Source organism: Algoriphagus jejuensis (assembly GCF_039523455.1).
In the GTDB taxonomy this organism is placed as follows: Bacteria; Bacteroidota; Bacteroidia; order Cytophagales; family Cyclobacteriaceae; genus Algoriphagus; species Algoriphagus jejuensis.
The window spans coordinates 557,012-572,550 of the sequence record NZ_BAAAFI010000002.1; the positions used below are offsets into that span (position 1 = coordinate 557,012).

Sequence of the window (15,539 nt, forward strand, 5' to 3'; positions counted from 1 at the left end):
GGTTGAGGGGCTTGAGTTTGTCCCTTGGGAAGGGAGTCTAATTTGCTCCTTCACAAAGCTTTCTGTGAATCTCCAAAACTTGGGGAATGAGCAATTTGTTATCCGTGTTTTTAATGACAAAATCAGCCAATTCGTTTTTTTCCTCATCGGGCATCTGTTGATCGATGATCTGATTGACCTGCGTCTCGTCGCGGTGGGGATCTCGCATCAGGGTACGTGCGACGCGGATTTTCAGGGGAGAACTCACATTGATGACCTTGTCCAGTTCTCTGACTGCTCCGGTTTCAAAAAGCAATGCCGCTTCCTTGAGAAGGTAAGGGCTTGTTTGATTTTCAGCCCATGCTCTGAAATCTCGACCTACTGCCGGATGAACCAGCGCGTTGATTTGCGTTACTTTCGATCGATCTGAGAAGGCATTTTCTGCCAAAAAAGCCCGGTTAACCGCCCCGTCGGGTAGATAGCTCTCTTCTCCAAAAACGGTGCTGATCTGGCTTTTCAATTCCGAATCGTTGGCCATAAGCCATTTGGCGCGGTCGTCGGAAGAATATACCGGAATACCCAAAAGCCGAAAGATCTTGGCTACGGTCGACTTGCCGGAACCGATTCCTCCGGTGATGCCGACCCAAAGGGGGCGGGAATTACTCATACTTCAGTCGGACAAATGATGGTTCGACCCTCATCTCCTTGATGTAACTGGGATTGGGTTTCACCGTGATGGCGATGGTGCTGTCCTTCCTGTTTCTTTTGCTGTAGTCCAGGATAGCCTCAAATTCCATGTCTTTCAGTTCGGTCACTTTACTCCCATCGATCAGGTAGGTGATCAGAGGGGTGATTTCTTCATCTTCAAGAACCACAGAATTTGGGAAGTTGACCTTTTTCAACTTGAGCCGTTTGTTTCCTTCGAGGTATTGGATGACGGAGAAATTTACTTCGATGTCTTCGTGCTCGAGCGAAACAAAGTCCTTGAGTTCTTCGTCGATTTCAAGCGACACGGATTTGCTGAAGTTCTGGCTGATCCGGCTTTCGCTGAGCGAAATCAAGAACTTTCCGTCAAATGTTTCGAGAATCGAGGAAGGGCCTTTGACTGATACTTTGGCTGGATTAAAGAGGACGGGCCCTTCAATTTCCACATTCTTTGCAAGGGAAAATCCTGTCGTATCCAATACCGGTTCCAATTCTAGAATTTCGATTGGATCAATATGGTAGCGAATCGAGTCCCTAAGCATCCCGATCAGGGTAGTCGGGGTGATAAAATCACCCAAGGGTCTTTTCAGGTCGGAGGTGAGGATAAAGCTTTTGGTAGCGGGCTCAGCGAGATTGATTACGAAAGGAGTCTCGTTGAGTTTGAAATATTTGCGCAGCAGATCCCAGCCGTTTCCGGAGATTTGAATGGGGACGCTCTCGGGAAGGGGCTGCACAGCCATGTACTCGTCCTGATCAAAATCCCACTGGATAGGATAATCGACAATAGTGTTATAGTTGTCCTTATTCAGGGCATTTAAAATCCAAAAAGTGGTAGCCGCTGCGATGCAGAGGACTACCACTTTCAGATTGGAGAGTTTTCTGGAAGAAATCCATCCTGAGGATTTTTTATGTTCCGGCAAAGCTCAATTTATTTTGTAGGTGTAGATTTCTTTGAGAAATCAAGAGAGATGGCTGATTTTTCGACTTTCACTTTGAGGCCACGATCCAGTTCGAGCTGTACGGTATCTCCGTCCACGCTATAGACTTTGCCATGAAGGCCTCCGATGGTGACGACATCGTCTCCTTTTTTGATATCCTCAATGAATTTTTTGGTGTCTTTTTGTTTTTTCTGCTGCGGTCTGATCATGAAGAAGTACATGATTAGGATAATCGAACCGAATAGAAATACCTGTCCAAGAATCCCCCCGCCACCAGCTGCGGCCTGTGCTAATACTGTATTAATCATAATTATCGCTTCAATGGACCAGCAGGAGCTGCAGCACCGGCCAATTTAGGAGTTACGGAACCCTTCATTCTCAGACGGGTCACTGTTGGGTTGGTGTTAGCCTGAATAGTAACGGTAGGAGCCTGGGCACCGGATTTCGCAGTGGAGTTGAACACTACCTTTACCATTCCTTTTTCTCCAGGATTAACCGGAGTTTTTGTCCAGTCAGGACTGGTACATCCACAAGAAGCGGTGATGTTGGAGATAACCAAGGGAGCTTGGCCGTTGTTGGTGAAGTTGAAGACGTGCTCGACTACCTTGCCTTCATTGATTGTTCCGAAATCGTACTCCATCTCTGTAAACTCAAATAGACCCAAAGTACTTGGATCGGCATCAGTCGCAGATTGGGCGTTGACTGGAGTGACCGCAGTGTTGCTGGTTTCTATTTGAGCGATTTTGTCCTCTAAAGCTTTGATTTTAGCAGCCTGGTCATCCTTTTGGGCACAGGAGCTTGCCAATACCAAAACCAATGCGAATACGCTAAGCAATTTGGTTTTCATCTTAATTATTACCTTGGTTAATTTGATCGATTAATTTGTTGACATCATTGAGCAGGTTTTCTGCTTTGTTTTTAGCTTCGGTGATTACCCGCTTTCCTTCGGTTTTTGCCTCGTTGAGGTGAAGTTCTTTTCCTTCCACCAGCTCCTCGATGAGCTCTTCCAATTCTTTCTTGTACTTGGAAAGCTTAAATGTAAGTCTGTCGCGTGTGTTTGCCCCTGTGTCCGGCGCAAACAAGATGCCCAACGCTGCGCCTACTCCGGCGCCGAGTGCAAACGCAAATAGGGTATTGCTGCTCTTGCTCATAGTTGTATTATTTGTTGTCCAATAGTCCTCGACCACTCTTACGAATTTGGCCGCTGTCGGTTAGTTCTTTGGCCAAAACATCCAACAATCCGTTCACAAATTGCTTGCTCTTTGGAGTGCTGTAGGTTTTGGAGATGTCAATATACTCATTGATACTGACTTTCACCGGGATGCTAGGGAAATGCTTCATCTCTGCGATGGCCATCGAAATGATGATCTTATCTGTGAATGCCAATCGATCAATGTCCCAGTTTTTGGTTTTTTGGGCGATGAGGGACTTGCTCAGTCCGCCATTTTCGATGGTGAAGTTAAAGATATTTTGAAAAAACTCTTTATCCTCATCCCAGTTGATAGCGATCTCAGGTAGCTGATCGCCTTCGGAATCTTCGGATCCTGAAGCATTTTTCAACACCTTGGAGGCGAGGCTTCTGACCACAGACTTGTTTTCTGTCCAGTTCAGATCTTTTTCAGAAAAGTAAGCCAAGATGACTTCGTTTTTAAATATTATTTTTTTCAAAAGATCATCCGCAACTTCAAAATCCTGCTCAAGTGTCGGCTCGGCGATCTTAAGGTATTCCTGATAAGGCTCAGAGGGCTTGATGTATTCCCTAAACCACTCTCGGATTTCCAATTCGAGGTCGTCGAGTGTCACGTTGTTCCTTGCAATCGCCGCTCGGTAGAGCTGTGATTCCCGGATGTTTTGAAGAACTTTATTTTTGGCGAGATTGAGTTCGTTGGTAAAGGCGATCGGACTGTCTCCTGCGAGTCTTTTCTTTTTTTCGATGTCTTTTTCTACATGCTTCGCAAAAGCCTGGAGTAACTCTATCGCCAGCAAGTAGAGCTGTGGGATTCGCTCTGCTGAGGTGATCATGTTTCTCAACATAAAGTCATGATCTTTCTCGTTGGCCGAACGGAATTGTCTTAGCGCCTGAAGTACGACCTGCTTGATCTTAGGTTTGGCCTCGGAGGATTTCAGTATGCTTTCGTTCTCAAGATTTTGATCAAACAGTTTAACGGCCTCGTCGGCATCCCTGGTGAGTGCTGGTTTATCCTGCACTTCCATACTATTAAGATCTGGCAAAAAAGACTCTCTGATGAAGTCTCTGGCGATATTGAGATTAGATCCCTTGCATTGTTCAAAAGCATAGAGATTCTGAAATGCCTTGACTCTGAGAATTCTTCTGTTTAGCATATAGGTTGTAAAAGAGTCGTAAATATAGGGAATTTGGATGGGGTATAGCCACCGGAACGGTGACAAAAAAACCACCGGAAGGGGACCGCCGGTGGTTTTGGAGATGCTGGAGTTCGCGGTTAGAAGGGAAGCTTTACTTTTCCAATAGCCTCTATTCTCGCTTTAGCTACTTCGATGGCAGCCTGTTGCGCCGGAATATTTTCTTTTTCGGATTTTTCCAAGATGGTGAGACAGGTATCGTAGATCTTCTCTGTTTGGGAGAAAACGGTTTCTTTGTGGTAGTCTCCAAAGTATTCTGCGCCGACATTGATCACACCGCCTGCATTAATCAGAAAGTCTGGCGCGTAGACGATGCCTTTTTCCATCAGGATTTTCCCATGTTTGGCTTCATCTTTCAATTGGTTATTAGCACCGCCCGCAATTACCGCACATTTAAGCCGTTCGATGGTTTCGTCATTGATCGTAGCGCCTAGGGCGCAGGGGGCATAGATGTCCATCGGTAAGTCATAGATCACATTGGGGTCGACGACCGTAGCTCCCGTTGCTTTGGAGATCTCCGTTAGTTTGTCTTCGAAAATGTCCGTGATGAGGATCTCTGCACCTTCCTTCACCAAGTAGTCGATCAGGTATTTTCCGACTTGACCTACACCTTGAACCCCTATTTTTTTGCCGTTGAGGGAGTCAGATCCGAATGCTTTCTTCGCTGCGGCTTTGATCCCCATGTATACCCCAAATGCGGTGACTGGAGATGGGTCGCCGGCGCCGCCTTTGATCTGAGGAAGCCCGGTCACATGGCGGGATTCCATGGCGATGTATTCCATATCCGAAGTCTTCATGTTCACGTCCTCGGCAGTTACATATCTACCTCCTAGACTTTCTACAAATCGCCCGAATCTTCTGAGAAAAGCCTCATTTTTCAGTTTTGGGTCGCCGATGATCACCGCCTTGCCCCCTCCGAGATTGAGTCCGGCCAGGGAGTTTTTGAAGGTCATCCCTCTGGAGAGTCTCAAAACGTCCGTGATAGCTTCCGCTTCGGATGCATAAGGCCACATTCTGGTTCCGCCGAGGGCAGGACCAAGGGTCGTGTTATGAATTCCAATGAGGGCCTTTAGGCCAGTTGCCTGGTCATGACATACCACGAGCTGCTCATGATCCATGGTGCTGATCTGTCCAAATATGGATCCTTCCCGTACGCCTTCGGTTGCATTAATCTCTAACATGTGAACTTAGCTTTTTAGAATATGTTATATTTGGGTTGTTGCCTCCGAAAAAGGCTGATACAAAATTAAATACTTTTATCAGCCTACAAAGGAATTGCTTCAGTAGTTTCTGTAACTCAATATTCAAATTTAAAATTTTTATTTGGTGAAGTCGCTTTGGAGAATCAATAAGTATCTGTATAAATACAAGGGGTTGTTGCTGTTGGGGATACTTTTTACGGTGATCTCAAACATCTTCGTAATTATCCCCGCACAACTTGTAAGAATCGCGATAGATTATGTGGTAGAGAGTTTTGCGCTTTATCGCCCGTTAATGGCTGGCGGAATGGGAGATACGGCTCGGGAAATTTTTTTAGAATACGTCTTCATCTTCGGGATTTTGATCTTGGTGATGGCATTATTAAGAGGTTTTTTCCTCTTTCTTGTCCGGCAAACTATCATCATCATGTCAAGAAGGGTGGAGTTTGATATGAAGAATGAGATCTTCGAACACTATCAAAACCTTCCGCTGAGCTTTTACCGAAAAAACAGCACTGGCGATCTCATGGCGCGAATCACCGAAGACGTCAGCCGGGTGAGGATGTATCTTGGTCCAGCGATCATGTATGGGGTAAGTTTGCTGACGCTCTTTCCGATGGTGATTTTTTATATGATTTCGGTCAATCCGGAGCTGACACTCTACTCGCTTTTACCGCTGCCGATCCTCTCAGTCAGCATTTATTTTGTCAACAACCTGATCAACGAACGATCGGAGAAGATTCAGCGAAGCCTTTCTCAGTTGAGTACCTTTGTACAGGAAGCATTTTCAGGGATTCGAGTGTTGAAGGCCTTTGTGCGGGAAGAAGACTCGGCTAGAGAATTTGCCATTGCCAGTGAAGAATACAAAGATAAGTCCATCGAATTGACTCGCGTGAATGCCTTGTTTTTCCCGTTGATCATGGCATTGGTGGGTATCTCGACCATAATCACGGTATATGTCGGGGGCGTCATGGTAATCGAGGGAGAAATTGGGTATGGGGTCATTGCAGAATTCATTCTGTACGTGAACATCCTGACCTGGCCAGTGACTTCATTGGGTTGGGTGACCAGTATCGTGCAGCGTGCTGCTGCCTCGCAGACCAGAATCAACGAATTTTTGGACATCCAAAGTGATCTGATCAGCGCCGAAAACTTGGTGGCTGATTTTCAGGGAGGAATCCAGGTGAAGGACTTGACTTTCGTGTATCCCGATTCGGGGATCAAAGCGTTGGACCAGGTTTCTTTTGAAATCAAAGCTGGGCAAACACTGGGAATCATCGGGACGACCGGATCTGGAAAATCCACGATCGCAAATCTGCTGATGCGGATGTATGACCCAACTTCCGGACAATTGCAGATCGATGGGATTGATATCCGGCGTTTTGATATTTCCAGTTTGAGAAAGCAGATCGGGTTTGTGCCACAGGACGTGTTCCTGTTTTCTGATACGATTTCCAACAACATCGCTTTTGGTCTAGATCGCGCTGATCAGGCTCTGATCGAGCGTGCTGCCAAGGATGCTGATGTGTACCAAAATATCGTGGATTTCCCGAAGGGTTTTGAAACGATGCTGGGTGAGCGGGGGATCACGCTCTCAGGTGGACAAAAGCAAAGGGTGTCAATCGCAAGAGCCATAGCAAAGGAACCACGGATACTGATCCTGGACGATTGCCTCTCCGCAGTCGATACGAAAACGGAGAATTCCATCTTGACTGCTCTCAAGCGGATCATGGAAAACCGTACCTCTGTGATCATTTCCCACCGTGTTTCTTCTGCAAAATTAGCTGACCATATTATTGTTTTGGCCGACGGTAAGATCATTGAGCGGGGGGATCATGATACGCTGATGGATCAAAAGGGTGTTTACGCAGAACTTTACGAAAAACAGACGCAATCCGGGGAAGCCATCGAGGGCTGAATTTTGGCGAAGCGTACTGGTTTTCAAGATTTTCTCCTAACTTGATTCTATAACAGATCACTTTTGGCCATGACAAAGAAAAAATCTACCACCCAAGATATCGAGGAAGTCCTCAAGGAAATCGGTACTAAAATCGAGGAGTTGATACAAAAAGGAGCTGAGGCTGGCGCTGAAGTAAAGGACGATATTGAGCAAAAAATCAAGGATCTAAAGGAGAACAAGACGAGTCTGGAGGAAGAGCTTCGCAAAGGAAAGGAACTTCTGGCGAAGGAGTTCAAAGAAAAGAAAGCAGAAATGGATCCCAAATTGAAAGAGTCGAAAGGATTTTTGAAGGAAGGCTTTCGTCAACTCGGTTTGGCTTTCAAAGCCTTGTTTGGCAAGAAATCTGCCTAGATCATTTCTAATCTGGTAGTAAAATAAAACAAGTGGACCTACCTGGTTGGAAAATAAATCCACTGTTGAAAGTCATTTTTTTTTCAAAAAAAAGCCCCAAATCGGCATTCAGCTTATTTGGGGCTTTTTTAGTAAAAGTGGCTTTGACTTTAGTTTCCTTGTAGGACGTCGCATCTGTCATAGGTCGGGTCGATGTCGATAAACACATCCTCCTTGGCGGTGACAAACCACTTACCTAGGATTTCATCCTCTTTTCTACGAAGTGCGGCCGCTTTCATTTTTTCATAGTCATCTTCCAAATTCGCCCGGTGAGCGGGGTATTTTGCGTGATAATATAGGATTCTCACTTTGGTGCCTTCACGTGGATCTTCGAAACGGATCGGCTTGGTGATATTTCCCACCGCCATGGTGTCGATGGTGAAGTATAGCACAGGATCCTCGAGCGTTCTTAGAGACAGTCGATTTGAGTTGTTGGAAGGATCCGTGAAGTAGCCTCCATTGTCAGAAGTTGTTCTGTCTTCTGAATACTCTTTTGCAGCTTTGGCAAAGGTGATTTTGTTGTTTTCAATCTCTTTTCTCAAGCTGTCTAGGTAGCGCTCGGCTTTGAGGATGTCCTCTTCTCCGGCTTTTGGGATACGGAGAATATGGCGGGTATTGTAAGTAGTTCCTTTGATTTCCAGCAACTGGATCATGTGAAAACCGAACTGGGTTTCGACAGGATCACTGATTTCTCCCTGTCTCAGCCCCAAAGCCGTGGATTCATATTCTGGGGCTAATTCGCCTCTGCGGAAGAAACCTAGGTCACCACCCTGGGCGCCAGACCCCGGGTCTTCAGAGTATCGCTTGGCCAAGTCGGCAAAGTCCGCTTTGCCGTCCAATATATCCTGCTTGAATTGGGTGAGCTGGGTGACTATTTCATCCCTAACTTTCGGGTTTACTTCCGGCTTTTTGACGATCTGACCTACGGTGGCCTCAGAGGTGAATAGCGGCAGGGAATCGGCAGGGATGCTGTTGAAGAATGCCCGCACATCCGCTGGAGAGACGGTCAGCCCTTCGGTAATTTTTGAACGCATTTTTGAAACGATCATCTGCTCGCGGATCACGTCTTCGAGCTCAGCTTTCAGCTGTTCGGCCGTTTTGCCATAGACTTGGACGAGCATGCTTTCATCTCCTCCAAATTGCTGCATTACTGCGCTGAATCGGTTTTCGGTTTGCAGCATCACTTCGGCGTCAGTCACCATGACCGAGTCGATCTCCGCTTTGGCAACCATAAGCTTGTTGATCATGAGACTTTCGAAGACATCGCAGCGATTGGGCGATTCCATCCCCTGCTGAGCCTGAGCGAGAGCTTCTATATAGGTTTGCTGGACTTCGGACTCTAGGATAATGTTGTTGTCTACCTTGGCGACGATTTTATCCAACACCTGGCCTGATGGCGGTGTTTCCTGAGCATAGATCTGAGTCAGGGCCATCGCACCAAAAAGGCTGAGAAGAAGTCGGTTTAGAAATTTCATGTGATTTGGTAAGCATTTTCCCGCGGTCGGGATGAATTGTTTATTGATTCAAAACCAGAAATGTCTCCTCTTTGATTCTAGGATTGATCTGGATGGGGTATTTTGTTTTCAGCAAATCGATCAGCGTTTTGTCGAGATGATCCTGGTAGTCGCGAATGACCAAGCCTCGGGATTCTTCAAATTTCCGGGGTCCAGCTGGAATCTTTTGTCCGGTCACGACTAAATACAAAGCACCATCTACCTCGATTTCCTGATAGGACTTCTGCGTATCGATTTTTGACAGGACAGGATGCTCTTCGTATTCGTAAGTTCCTGATTCGGTATGGTATGCTAGCGTTGCATTGGCCTTGTAGTCGGATTCAAATTCTTGGATCAAAGCTTGATTGTAGCCATTTCCTTGAAGCGCTTTTCGCGCATTCTCAGCCTGCGCTGGATCGAGCACTTTGACGATGAACGCTTCGATACGGTTACTCCACTGGTAGCGATCTATATTTTTTCGGTAAAATTCGGCTTGGCCAAGGGAATCTGAAATGCCCTTCTCCCAAACCTCCTGATTCATCAAAGAAAACAGTAGAATTCCGTCCCGGTATTCCTTAAGCAGCATTTGGTATTCTTTGTTGTTGGATTCGATGTCCTTTTCCTCGGTGGTGCTGAGAGTTTTAGATACGAAGCGATCAAACCAAATGTCAAACGTACCGCCTTTTAATTTAGGACTGATCTCCTCACCGTCCATGTATGCGGTCAGATCTGACATGAGGTAGGTCTTACCTTGAATATTAAATAGAGGTGATTTGTCTAGCGATTGGCTACGTACCGTCGTCGTGAATTCCGGTTTTGCGATGGGGTTGAGTGTTTCGGCCAGAGAATTGACGGAGGCTTCATTTTCTGAATACCCATAGCGGGCTTTCTGGATAGCTACGACCTGTGAGTTAATCATTCCCGAGCGGGAGTCCCTCAGAATCTTGGATCGAATGGACTCTTCCATTTCTTCGAAGGAAGCAATGGGTTTTTTCTCCTCTAGTCGCAGGATGTGATATCCATACTGCGTCTTGAGTGGAGGAGAAATTTCACCAAACTCAGATAGCGAGAATGCGCCCATCTCGAATTCGGGAATCATGCTGCCGACCCCAAACCAAGGAAGGAGGCCGCCGCGTTGACTAGTGGCAGGATCTTCGGAATATGTTTTTACGATGTCTTCCCAGACCGTATTTTCTTTTTGAATTTCAGTATAGATATCAGCGATTTTTCTTCGCGCATTTTCTTCCTGCGTGGGATTATTAGCGTCAAAACGTACCAAAATATGGGACACCCTCACCTGACCTGGGTTTGGCTGGCGGTCTTGCACTTTGATGATGTGGTATCCGAAATTGGTTAGGACCGGATCAGAAACCTGTCCAGCCTGAAGCGTATATGCTGCGTCCTCAAAGGGTTGAACCATCTGCAGTCCAGTGAAATAGCCCAAATCGCCTTTGTTGACCTTGGCAGATGGATCATCCGAATACTGCACAGCGAGCTCGTTGATGTCTCCGCCGTTTTCGATTTCGCCTTTTACCTTGAGAGCCATCTTCAGCACGATCAGGCTGTCTTCAGTGCTGGCATTCGGGGGGAACTGGAAAAGAATGTGACTCGCGCGCACCACTTCCTGCATTCTCGAATACGCTTTTCTCAGCTCACCTTCCTCCAAAGAGTTTTTGATCAAGTAGGGATAAATGAGCGATTCCTTGAAAGAAGCGAATTCTCTGGCAAACTCATCAGTGTCCTCAAGGCCCCTTGCTTCGGCTTCTTTGACCTTCAACTTGTAATTGATGAACAATTCCAAGTTTTCCTCAAATTCTTCCCGGCTGACGCCTGGAGTCTGAGTATCTGTACCTTTTCCTTTAGAGATGAGATATATGAGTTCATCCTTGTCCACAGGAGTTCCTCCCACGGTCAGCAGGGCATCTGTGGAGGTCTGTGCTAGGGCCGTCAGGGGCAGAATTAGCAGGTATGCAACTTGAAGGGTGATTACAAATGCCGAAACGGTTCGGTGCTTCATGTAATGGATAGCCGATTTAAAATGCAATGTTACAAATTTATCAGTAATTCGGGGTGAATGCCTTTCGTAAGCATCATTTAACCAAAATTAGGATCGAAACCATTTGATCAAGCGGCAGGTGTTGGTACCGTCTTTTGACTCAAATTCGATCTCGTCCATAATCTTCTTAACCAAAATGATGCCTAAGCCACCCTTACGCTTTTGCAACATGACCTTTTTCAGGTCTGGCACCTCGTAATCGAGAATGTTAAACGCTTCGCCTTGGTCAGAAATTTCAAAAATTAACTTTTCATGGGAATCTCTGATCTCCAGCTGGATGATGTCCATGGGATTGCAGCGATGGGAGTGGATGATCAGGTTTGCACAGACTTCTTCCACGGCCAAGGTCACTTGGTGTTTTTCGATTTCGTCCAGAGTCGCTGCTCCCAGCGCATGCTGGAGGAAGGCTCTCAATTCCGAAAGTGCCGAGGTTTGGCAGGATAGGTCTAGTCTGTACTTCATTTATTATGCGGCGAATGCGGCTTCTCGGTCAGGATAAATCGGAATTAACTGATCCAGTCCGAGAATCCGGAATACTTCAAATACTCGGGGCACGAGTTCGCAAATTTTCATGCTGATGCCCTGATCCTGAAAATCCTCCAGATACGACATGAATACGCCCAATCCAGCCGAAGAGATGTACTCTAGATTTTTGCCGTCGATCAGGAGGGATTTGCAGCCAGCTGCAATTATTTCCTGGATGGCTTCGTCCAGGATGACGGAGTTGCTGGCGTCCACTTCTCCGTAAAGACTCAGGATTTCGGTTGCGTTGATTTTTGTTTTTTCCAGGCGGAGCATGGCTTACGGATTCTTTTTGCTAAATGTTTTGAGTTGCAGGATTTTGGAACTTCACGACCATCATCGAGTAGTCGTCTTCGATCATGCCGTCACCACCTACAAAGACGTGAAGGGAGTCGATAAGTTGGTCTTGAATTTCTTTTGGGCTTTTGTCATGGTGAATTTCAACCAAACTTCGGATTCGCTCAAAGCCGAATTGTTGATCCTGAGGGTTTTTGGCTTCCACGATTCCATCGGTGATCAGTACCAGCACGTCTCCGGGGGCATAGGAAAATGTATCTTCCCGAACGTGTTTTTCATACTGCTTGTTTCTCAATATGCCCAGGCCCAACCCGTCGAAGAACAAATACTCAGACTTTTCCTCTTGGGCCCTGTAGCGTAAGGTGGGCACATGGCCGGCTCGGGAATGACAAATTTGCCGCTCGGAGGTATTGATCAGGAAAATCGACGCGGTGATGAAATGGTTCCGTTCCAAGCATTTGCTCAGGGCCGAGTTTGCCCGAATCATGAATTCCGAAGGACTCAGGTTGAGCTGAATCAAACTTTGGAAGACTCCTTTCATCTGCGCCATGTGAAAGGCCGCGGACGTTCCCTTGCCGGAGACGTCCCCGATTATGAGCACGAAGCGATTTTCGTCGAGCTGATAGGTGTCGTAATAGTCTCCTCCGACTTCATCGGCGGCATTGGAAAAGGCGCAAATGTCGAACGCATCGGGATGGTCGAGTTTTGAGGGGAGCAGGGCTTTTTGTACCCGCTGGGCGATTTTCAGTTCTTCTTGGTAACGCTCGTTTTGGATGGCTTGGTTCAACAGTCGGTGATTTTCTACCGATATGCACGCCTGACGGGCAAAGGTGCTGATGATGCTGACCATCTCCTTGTTGAATCCGTCCCGCACTTCCTTACAGAGTACCATGCGCCCGATCGCTACTTTATTGATCACCAAGGGGATAAGCAATGTGGACTCATATTGTGGATGATCGAGTCGCACTAGCAAAGGTTGGAGGGTTTCCGGCCGATCGGTGGAGGCCCAGTCGATTGCGGACTTTTGGTTTTTGATCAGTTCTGAGAGATCCGACTTGGTGGACTCGTCCAAAAATCTCAGCTGATTGATTCCTTCACTTTTTGTGTTTGCATTGATTTCTATCCAAGCCCCGTCCGCATAGGATGCGCTCATGCAACTATCCAGCAGAATGTCGAGCACCTGCTCTTCGTTGTCCTCCGGCTGAATAGACTGGCTCAACCGCTGGAAATTGATCGCTTCGGTTAACTTTTGCTCAAAAACCGACGATGTCGGCAGGTTAAATAGCGTGACCAAAAAGCTGAAAATCGCATAGGTGAAGATGAAGGCAAACAAGGCCATCAAAAACAGATTGTCTGTCAGATTAACCTGATAGGGCTCGGCGGCACTGTAGGCAAGCATCTGCCGAAACAGGTATCCGGTGCAGAGTAGGATAATGAAAAGAAACAGTAGGGACTTCCATTTTTCCTTGAATGTCAAATACGGTATCCACTTTAGATTGCCGGAGAGGACGATCGTAATCACAAACAGGATAACCATCGCAAAGAGGAAGCTATAGTCGAGGTTGTTTTTGTTGAAAAAAACAAAAAACATCGCAAGGAGCATGGCAAATTCGAAGGTCTGCCATTGTTTGACGACTTGCTTATTTTTCTGGTACAGGATAAGATGCTTCCAAAGCAGAGCAGAAGAAATCAAGAAGATCGACGTCAGAGCAAAGTTGACGTGGTAAAAAAAGTTTCTGAGAAATGGCTCCGTGGCAAGCTTACTGTCGCCCAGTGAAAGATAAAAAAGCTCGGTGAGCAGGGTCATGCCTGTGGCAAAAATTCCTGTGGACGCTGCTCTCCAAAGCAGGCTCAGGAAATCACCCTGTATGTTTTTTCCAACGGAATAATTGTAAAACCCATATACAGTGAAGAAAAAGAGAATCTCCAGAATCCAGGTGATTTCGTCTGAAATGCCGGAATTCATGTCGTTGATCAGTCCAAATAACCTGACCAAATCCACAAACAGCAATGCCAGCCACACCAGAATGGCGAGGAGCAAACTGAGCTTGCCGATATGAATGGAGGGTAGCTTAATCATCCGAACGATTTCGCAATAATACTGAAACTGAGCTAATCCTAGTTAAAATCGGGACGTTCAGTCAGTTTCGGCTCGTTAAAAATTATAAAGTAAAGATCAAAGGCAGATCAGTTCTTCCACGACACCCTTGCCGACTTTTTCCTCGATCAGCAGCAAAACCTTGGAGCGGTTGAGCATCAGTTCTTTCTTGATCGGACCGGAGCTGAGTTTTACAAAAAGCTTCTTATCCTTTATAAAAACAGAAGAGGTCCGATCGGAAATTGTCCTGCCGACGATTTCACCCCAGCTGCCGATCAGTTGCTTTTCTTTGAACTTGTCCTCTAGCCGGTAGGCTTTTAGGAGTTCGTTGAAAGCCTCCTCAAGCGGTGTGGCTTCTTTTTTTCTACCAGGATATGGGTTGTAACTCATGGATTCAAATGAACAATTCGGCTGCGATACTGTCTGCCAGTAGCATGCCCCTTTTGGTCAAAGATAGGGTTTTACCGTCCCAGATCAGCCAACCCTGAGTTTCTAATTTTTGGACGATGGCGGATTTGGTATCCAGAAGCGCCAGCCCAAAATCCTCCTGAAGCGAGGCCGGCGACAGCCCCCAGATTGTCCGCAGTCCGGTCAAAATCCGATCGTTGACTTGGTCATCTAAGGTCAATACTTCTGTCACAAAAGGAGCTTTGTTAAGTTCCAATGAGTTGATGTATCCGGAATTGCTGGAGGGATTGGCCCCGCGATCTTTGCCGTCAAAGGAATGCGCGCTCGGACCGAGACCCAAGTACGGCACCCCTCGCCAGTAGCTGGTGTTGTGAAGGGCAAATTGCCCGGGCTTTCCGAAATTGGAAATCTCGTATTGGACGTAGCCTGCTTTGTTAGATTGCTCCTGCAGCCATTCAAACTGTTCAGCGACAAAATCCTCGTCAGCAGGCTGGAATCTCCCTTTTTCAGTCCATTTTCCCAAGGCGGTATTTGGCTCGACCGTGAGCGAATAGGCAGAGATATGGCCAGGATCCTGGCGCAGTGCCTCGTCGAGGTCTTTTTTCCATATCGAATGGTCGGAATGAGGAAAGCCATAAATCAGGTCGATGGAAAATTTTTCGAAGCCCGCTTTTCTACCCAAAGAAATCGCTTTCAAGGCTTCTTTGGCCGAATGAGCGCGATTGTAAAACCGCAGCACTTCCTCTTGAAAACTTTGGATGCCCAGACTCAACCGATCTATACCCAGAGATTTCCAAATCTTAAGATTTTCCTCCGAGAGATCATCAGGATTGGCTTCCAAAGTGACTTCAGACAATGCCAAGGTGAAGCTTTCCTGGAGCTTTTGGAACAAAAAATCCAAATGCTTCTCCGAAAGAAGTGAAGGGGTACCGCCTCCGAAATAGACCGTCTCTACAGCACGGTTTTGTAGGAAATTCTTTCGCAGTTCGATTTCTCTTCCAATCGTCGCAACCATTTGATCGATGCGGCCTAGGTTGGTGCTAAAGTGGAAGTCGCAATAGTGGCATGCCTGCCTGCAAAATGGAATGTGGATGTAGATACCTGCCAAGTGA

At 46.6% G+C, this 15,539-nt stretch carries 16 protein-coding genes; 2 read left to right on the plus strand and 14 right to left on the minus strand.

The features are described 5' to 3' along the window. Positions 1-37 precede the first annotated feature (37 nt). From coaE to ABD031_RS03365, 7 genes are all read right to left on the minus strand, one after another. Positions 38-646, minus strand: coding sequence for a dephospho-CoA kinase (gene coaE / locus ABD031_RS03335; RefSeq protein WP_343848387.1), 609 nt, complete (start codon positions 644-646; stop codon positions 38-40). Continuing rightward, entirely contained in the window at positions 639-1,604 is a 966-nt protein-coding gene (locus tag ABD031_RS03340; protein ID WP_343848388.1) for a YbbR-like domain-containing protein, read from the minus strand. The genes coaE and ABD031_RS03340 overlap by 8 nt, the downstream gene beginning before the upstream one ends. Before the next feature lie 8 nt (positions 1,605-1,612). After that, positions 1,613-1,930: a preprotein translocase subunit YajC gene (gene yajC / locus ABD031_RS03345; protein WP_343848389.1), complete on the minus strand. Its 318-nt coding sequence runs from the start codon at positions 1,928-1,930 to the stop codon at positions 1,613-1,615. 2 nt (positions 1,931-1,932) lie between these two features. Beyond that, entirely contained in the window at positions 1,933-2,469 is a 537-nt protein-coding gene (locus ABD031_RS03350; protein ID WP_343848390.1) for a DUF1573 domain-containing protein, read from the minus strand. Position 2,470: 1 nt separating this feature from the next. Beyond that, positions 2,471-2,773 carry a YtxH domain-containing protein gene (locus ABD031_RS03355; protein ID WP_343848391.1) on the minus strand — a complete coding sequence of 101 codons (303 nt, stop codon included), beginning with the start codon at positions 2,771-2,773 and terminating at the stop codon, positions 2,471-2,473. A gap of 7 nt (positions 2,774-2,780) precedes the next feature. Then, positions 2,781-3,965, minus strand: coding sequence for a transcription antitermination factor NusB (nusB, locus tag ABD031_RS03360; RefSeq protein WP_343848392.1), 1,185 nt, complete (start codon positions 3,963-3,965; stop codon positions 2,781-2,783). A gap of 119 nt (positions 3,966-4,084) precedes the next feature. Then, a complete protein-coding gene (locus ABD031_RS03365) occupies positions 4,085-5,185 on the minus strand; it encodes a Glu/Leu/Phe/Val dehydrogenase dimerization domain-containing protein (RefSeq protein ID WP_343848393.1) in 1,101 nt (366 codons plus the stop codon). Between the two features lie 145 nt (positions 5,186-5,330). Between ABD031_RS03365 and ABD031_RS03370 the strand changes: the two genes are divergently transcribed. Continuing rightward, a complete protein-coding gene (locus ABD031_RS03370) occupies positions 5,331-7,121 on the plus strand; it encodes an ABC transporter ATP-binding protein (RefSeq protein ID WP_343848394.1) in 1,791 nt (596 codons plus the stop codon). A 69-nt stretch (positions 7,122-7,190) separates the two neighbouring features. Next, positions 7,191-7,514, plus strand: a complete 324-nt coding sequence (locus tag ABD031_RS03375) for a hypothetical protein (protein WP_343848395.1) — start codon at positions 7,191-7,193, stop codon at positions 7,512-7,514. 149 nt (positions 7,515-7,663) lie between these two features. Here ABD031_RS03375 and ABD031_RS03380 read toward each other — a convergent pair whose 3' ends face one another. The 7 genes from ABD031_RS03380 to hemW form a co-directional block, all read right to left on the minus strand. Next, complete coding sequence (locus tag ABD031_RS03380) at positions 7,664-9,028, minus strand: peptidylprolyl isomerase (protein WP_425542700.1); 1,365 nt, start codon at positions 9,026-9,028, stop codon at positions 7,664-7,666. Between the two features lie 40 nt (positions 9,029-9,068). Then, the gene (locus ABD031_RS03385) at positions 9,069-11,063 is read right to left on the minus strand and encodes a foldase protein PrsA (protein WP_343848396.1); all 1,995 of its coding nucleotides are present in this window, start codon (positions 11,061-11,063) and stop codon (positions 9,069-9,071) included. 87 nt (positions 11,064-11,150) lie between these two features. After that, positions 11,151-11,564 (minus strand): ATP-binding protein, encoded by a 414-nt coding sequence (locus tag ABD031_RS03390; RefSeq protein WP_343848397.1) that lies wholly within the window; start codon positions 11,562-11,564, stop codon positions 11,151-11,153. 3 nt (positions 11,565-11,567) lie between these two features. After that, entirely contained in the window at positions 11,568-11,900 is a 333-nt protein-coding gene (locus ABD031_RS03395; protein ID WP_343848398.1) for an STAS domain-containing protein, read from the minus strand. A 19-nt stretch (positions 11,901-11,919) separates the two neighbouring features. Next, positions 11,920-14,001 carry a GAF domain-containing SpoIIE family protein phosphatase gene (locus tag ABD031_RS03400; protein WP_343848399.1) on the minus strand — a complete coding sequence of 694 codons (2,082 nt, stop codon included), beginning with the start codon at positions 13,999-14,001 and terminating at the stop codon, positions 11,920-11,922. A gap of 96 nt (positions 14,002-14,097) precedes the next feature. Then, complete coding sequence (locus ABD031_RS03405; RefSeq protein WP_343848400.1) at positions 14,098-14,409, minus strand: DciA family protein; 312 nt, start codon at positions 14,407-14,409, stop codon at positions 14,098-14,100. A gap of 4 nt (positions 14,410-14,413) precedes the next feature. After that, positions 14,414-15,535: a radical SAM family heme chaperone HemW gene (hemW, locus tag ABD031_RS03410; RefSeq protein ID WP_343848401.1), complete on the minus strand. Its 1,122-nt coding sequence runs from the start codon at positions 15,533-15,535 to the stop codon at positions 14,414-14,416. Between the last annotated feature and the right edge of the window lie 4 nt (positions 15,536-15,539).

Excerpts from the sequence above, each read along its gene's own strand:
- coaE (WP_343848387.1), bottom strand. The coding sequence starts at position 646 with ATGAGTAATTCCCGCCCCCTTTGGGTCGGCATCACCGGAGGAATCGGT.
- yajC (WP_343848389.1), bottom strand. The coding sequence starts at position 1,930 with ATGATTAATACAGTATTAGCACAGGCCGCAGCTGGTGGCGGGGGGATT.
- ABD031_RS03350 (WP_343848390.1), bottom strand. The coding sequence starts at position 2,469 with ATGAAAACCAAATTGCTTAGCGTATTCGCATTGGTTTTGGTATTGGCA.
- ABD031_RS03355 (WP_343848391.1), bottom strand. The coding sequence starts at position 2,773 with ATGAGCAAGAGCAGCAATACCCTATTTGCGTTTGCACTCGGCGCCGGA.
- nusB (WP_343848392.1), bottom strand. The coding sequence starts at position 3,965 with ATGCTAAACAGAAGAATTCTCAGAGTCAAGGCATTTCAGAATCTCTAT.
- ABD031_RS03365 (WP_343848393.1), bottom strand. The coding sequence starts at position 5,185 with ATGTTAGAGATTAATGCAACCGAAGGCGTACGGGAAGGATCCATATTT.
- ABD031_RS03375 (WP_343848395.1), top strand. The coding sequence starts at position 7,191 with ATGACAAAGAAAAAATCTACCACCCAAGATATCGAGGAAGTCCTCAAG.
- ABD031_RS03380 (WP_425542700.1), bottom strand. The coding sequence starts at position 9,028 with ATGAAATTTCTAAACCGACTTCTTCTCAGCCTTTTTGGTGCGATGGCC.
- ABD031_RS03385 (WP_343848396.1), bottom strand. The coding sequence starts at position 11,063 with ATGAAGCACCGAACCGTTTCGGCATTTGTAATCACCCTTCAAGTTGCA.
- ABD031_RS03390 (WP_343848397.1), bottom strand. The coding sequence starts at position 11,564 with ATGAAGTACAGACTAGACCTATCCTGCCAAACCTCGGCACTTTCGGAA.
- ABD031_RS03395 (WP_343848398.1), bottom strand. The coding sequence starts at position 11,900 with ATGCTCCGCCTGGAAAAAACAAAAATCAACGCAACCGAAATCCTGAGT.
- ABD031_RS03400 (WP_343848399.1), bottom strand. The coding sequence starts at position 14,001 with ATGATTAAGCTACCCTCCATTCATATCGGCAAGCTCAGTTTGCTCCTC.
- ABD031_RS03405 (WP_343848400.1), bottom strand. The coding sequence starts at position 14,409 with ATGAGTTACAACCCATATCCTGGTAGAAAAAAAGAAGCCACACCGCTT.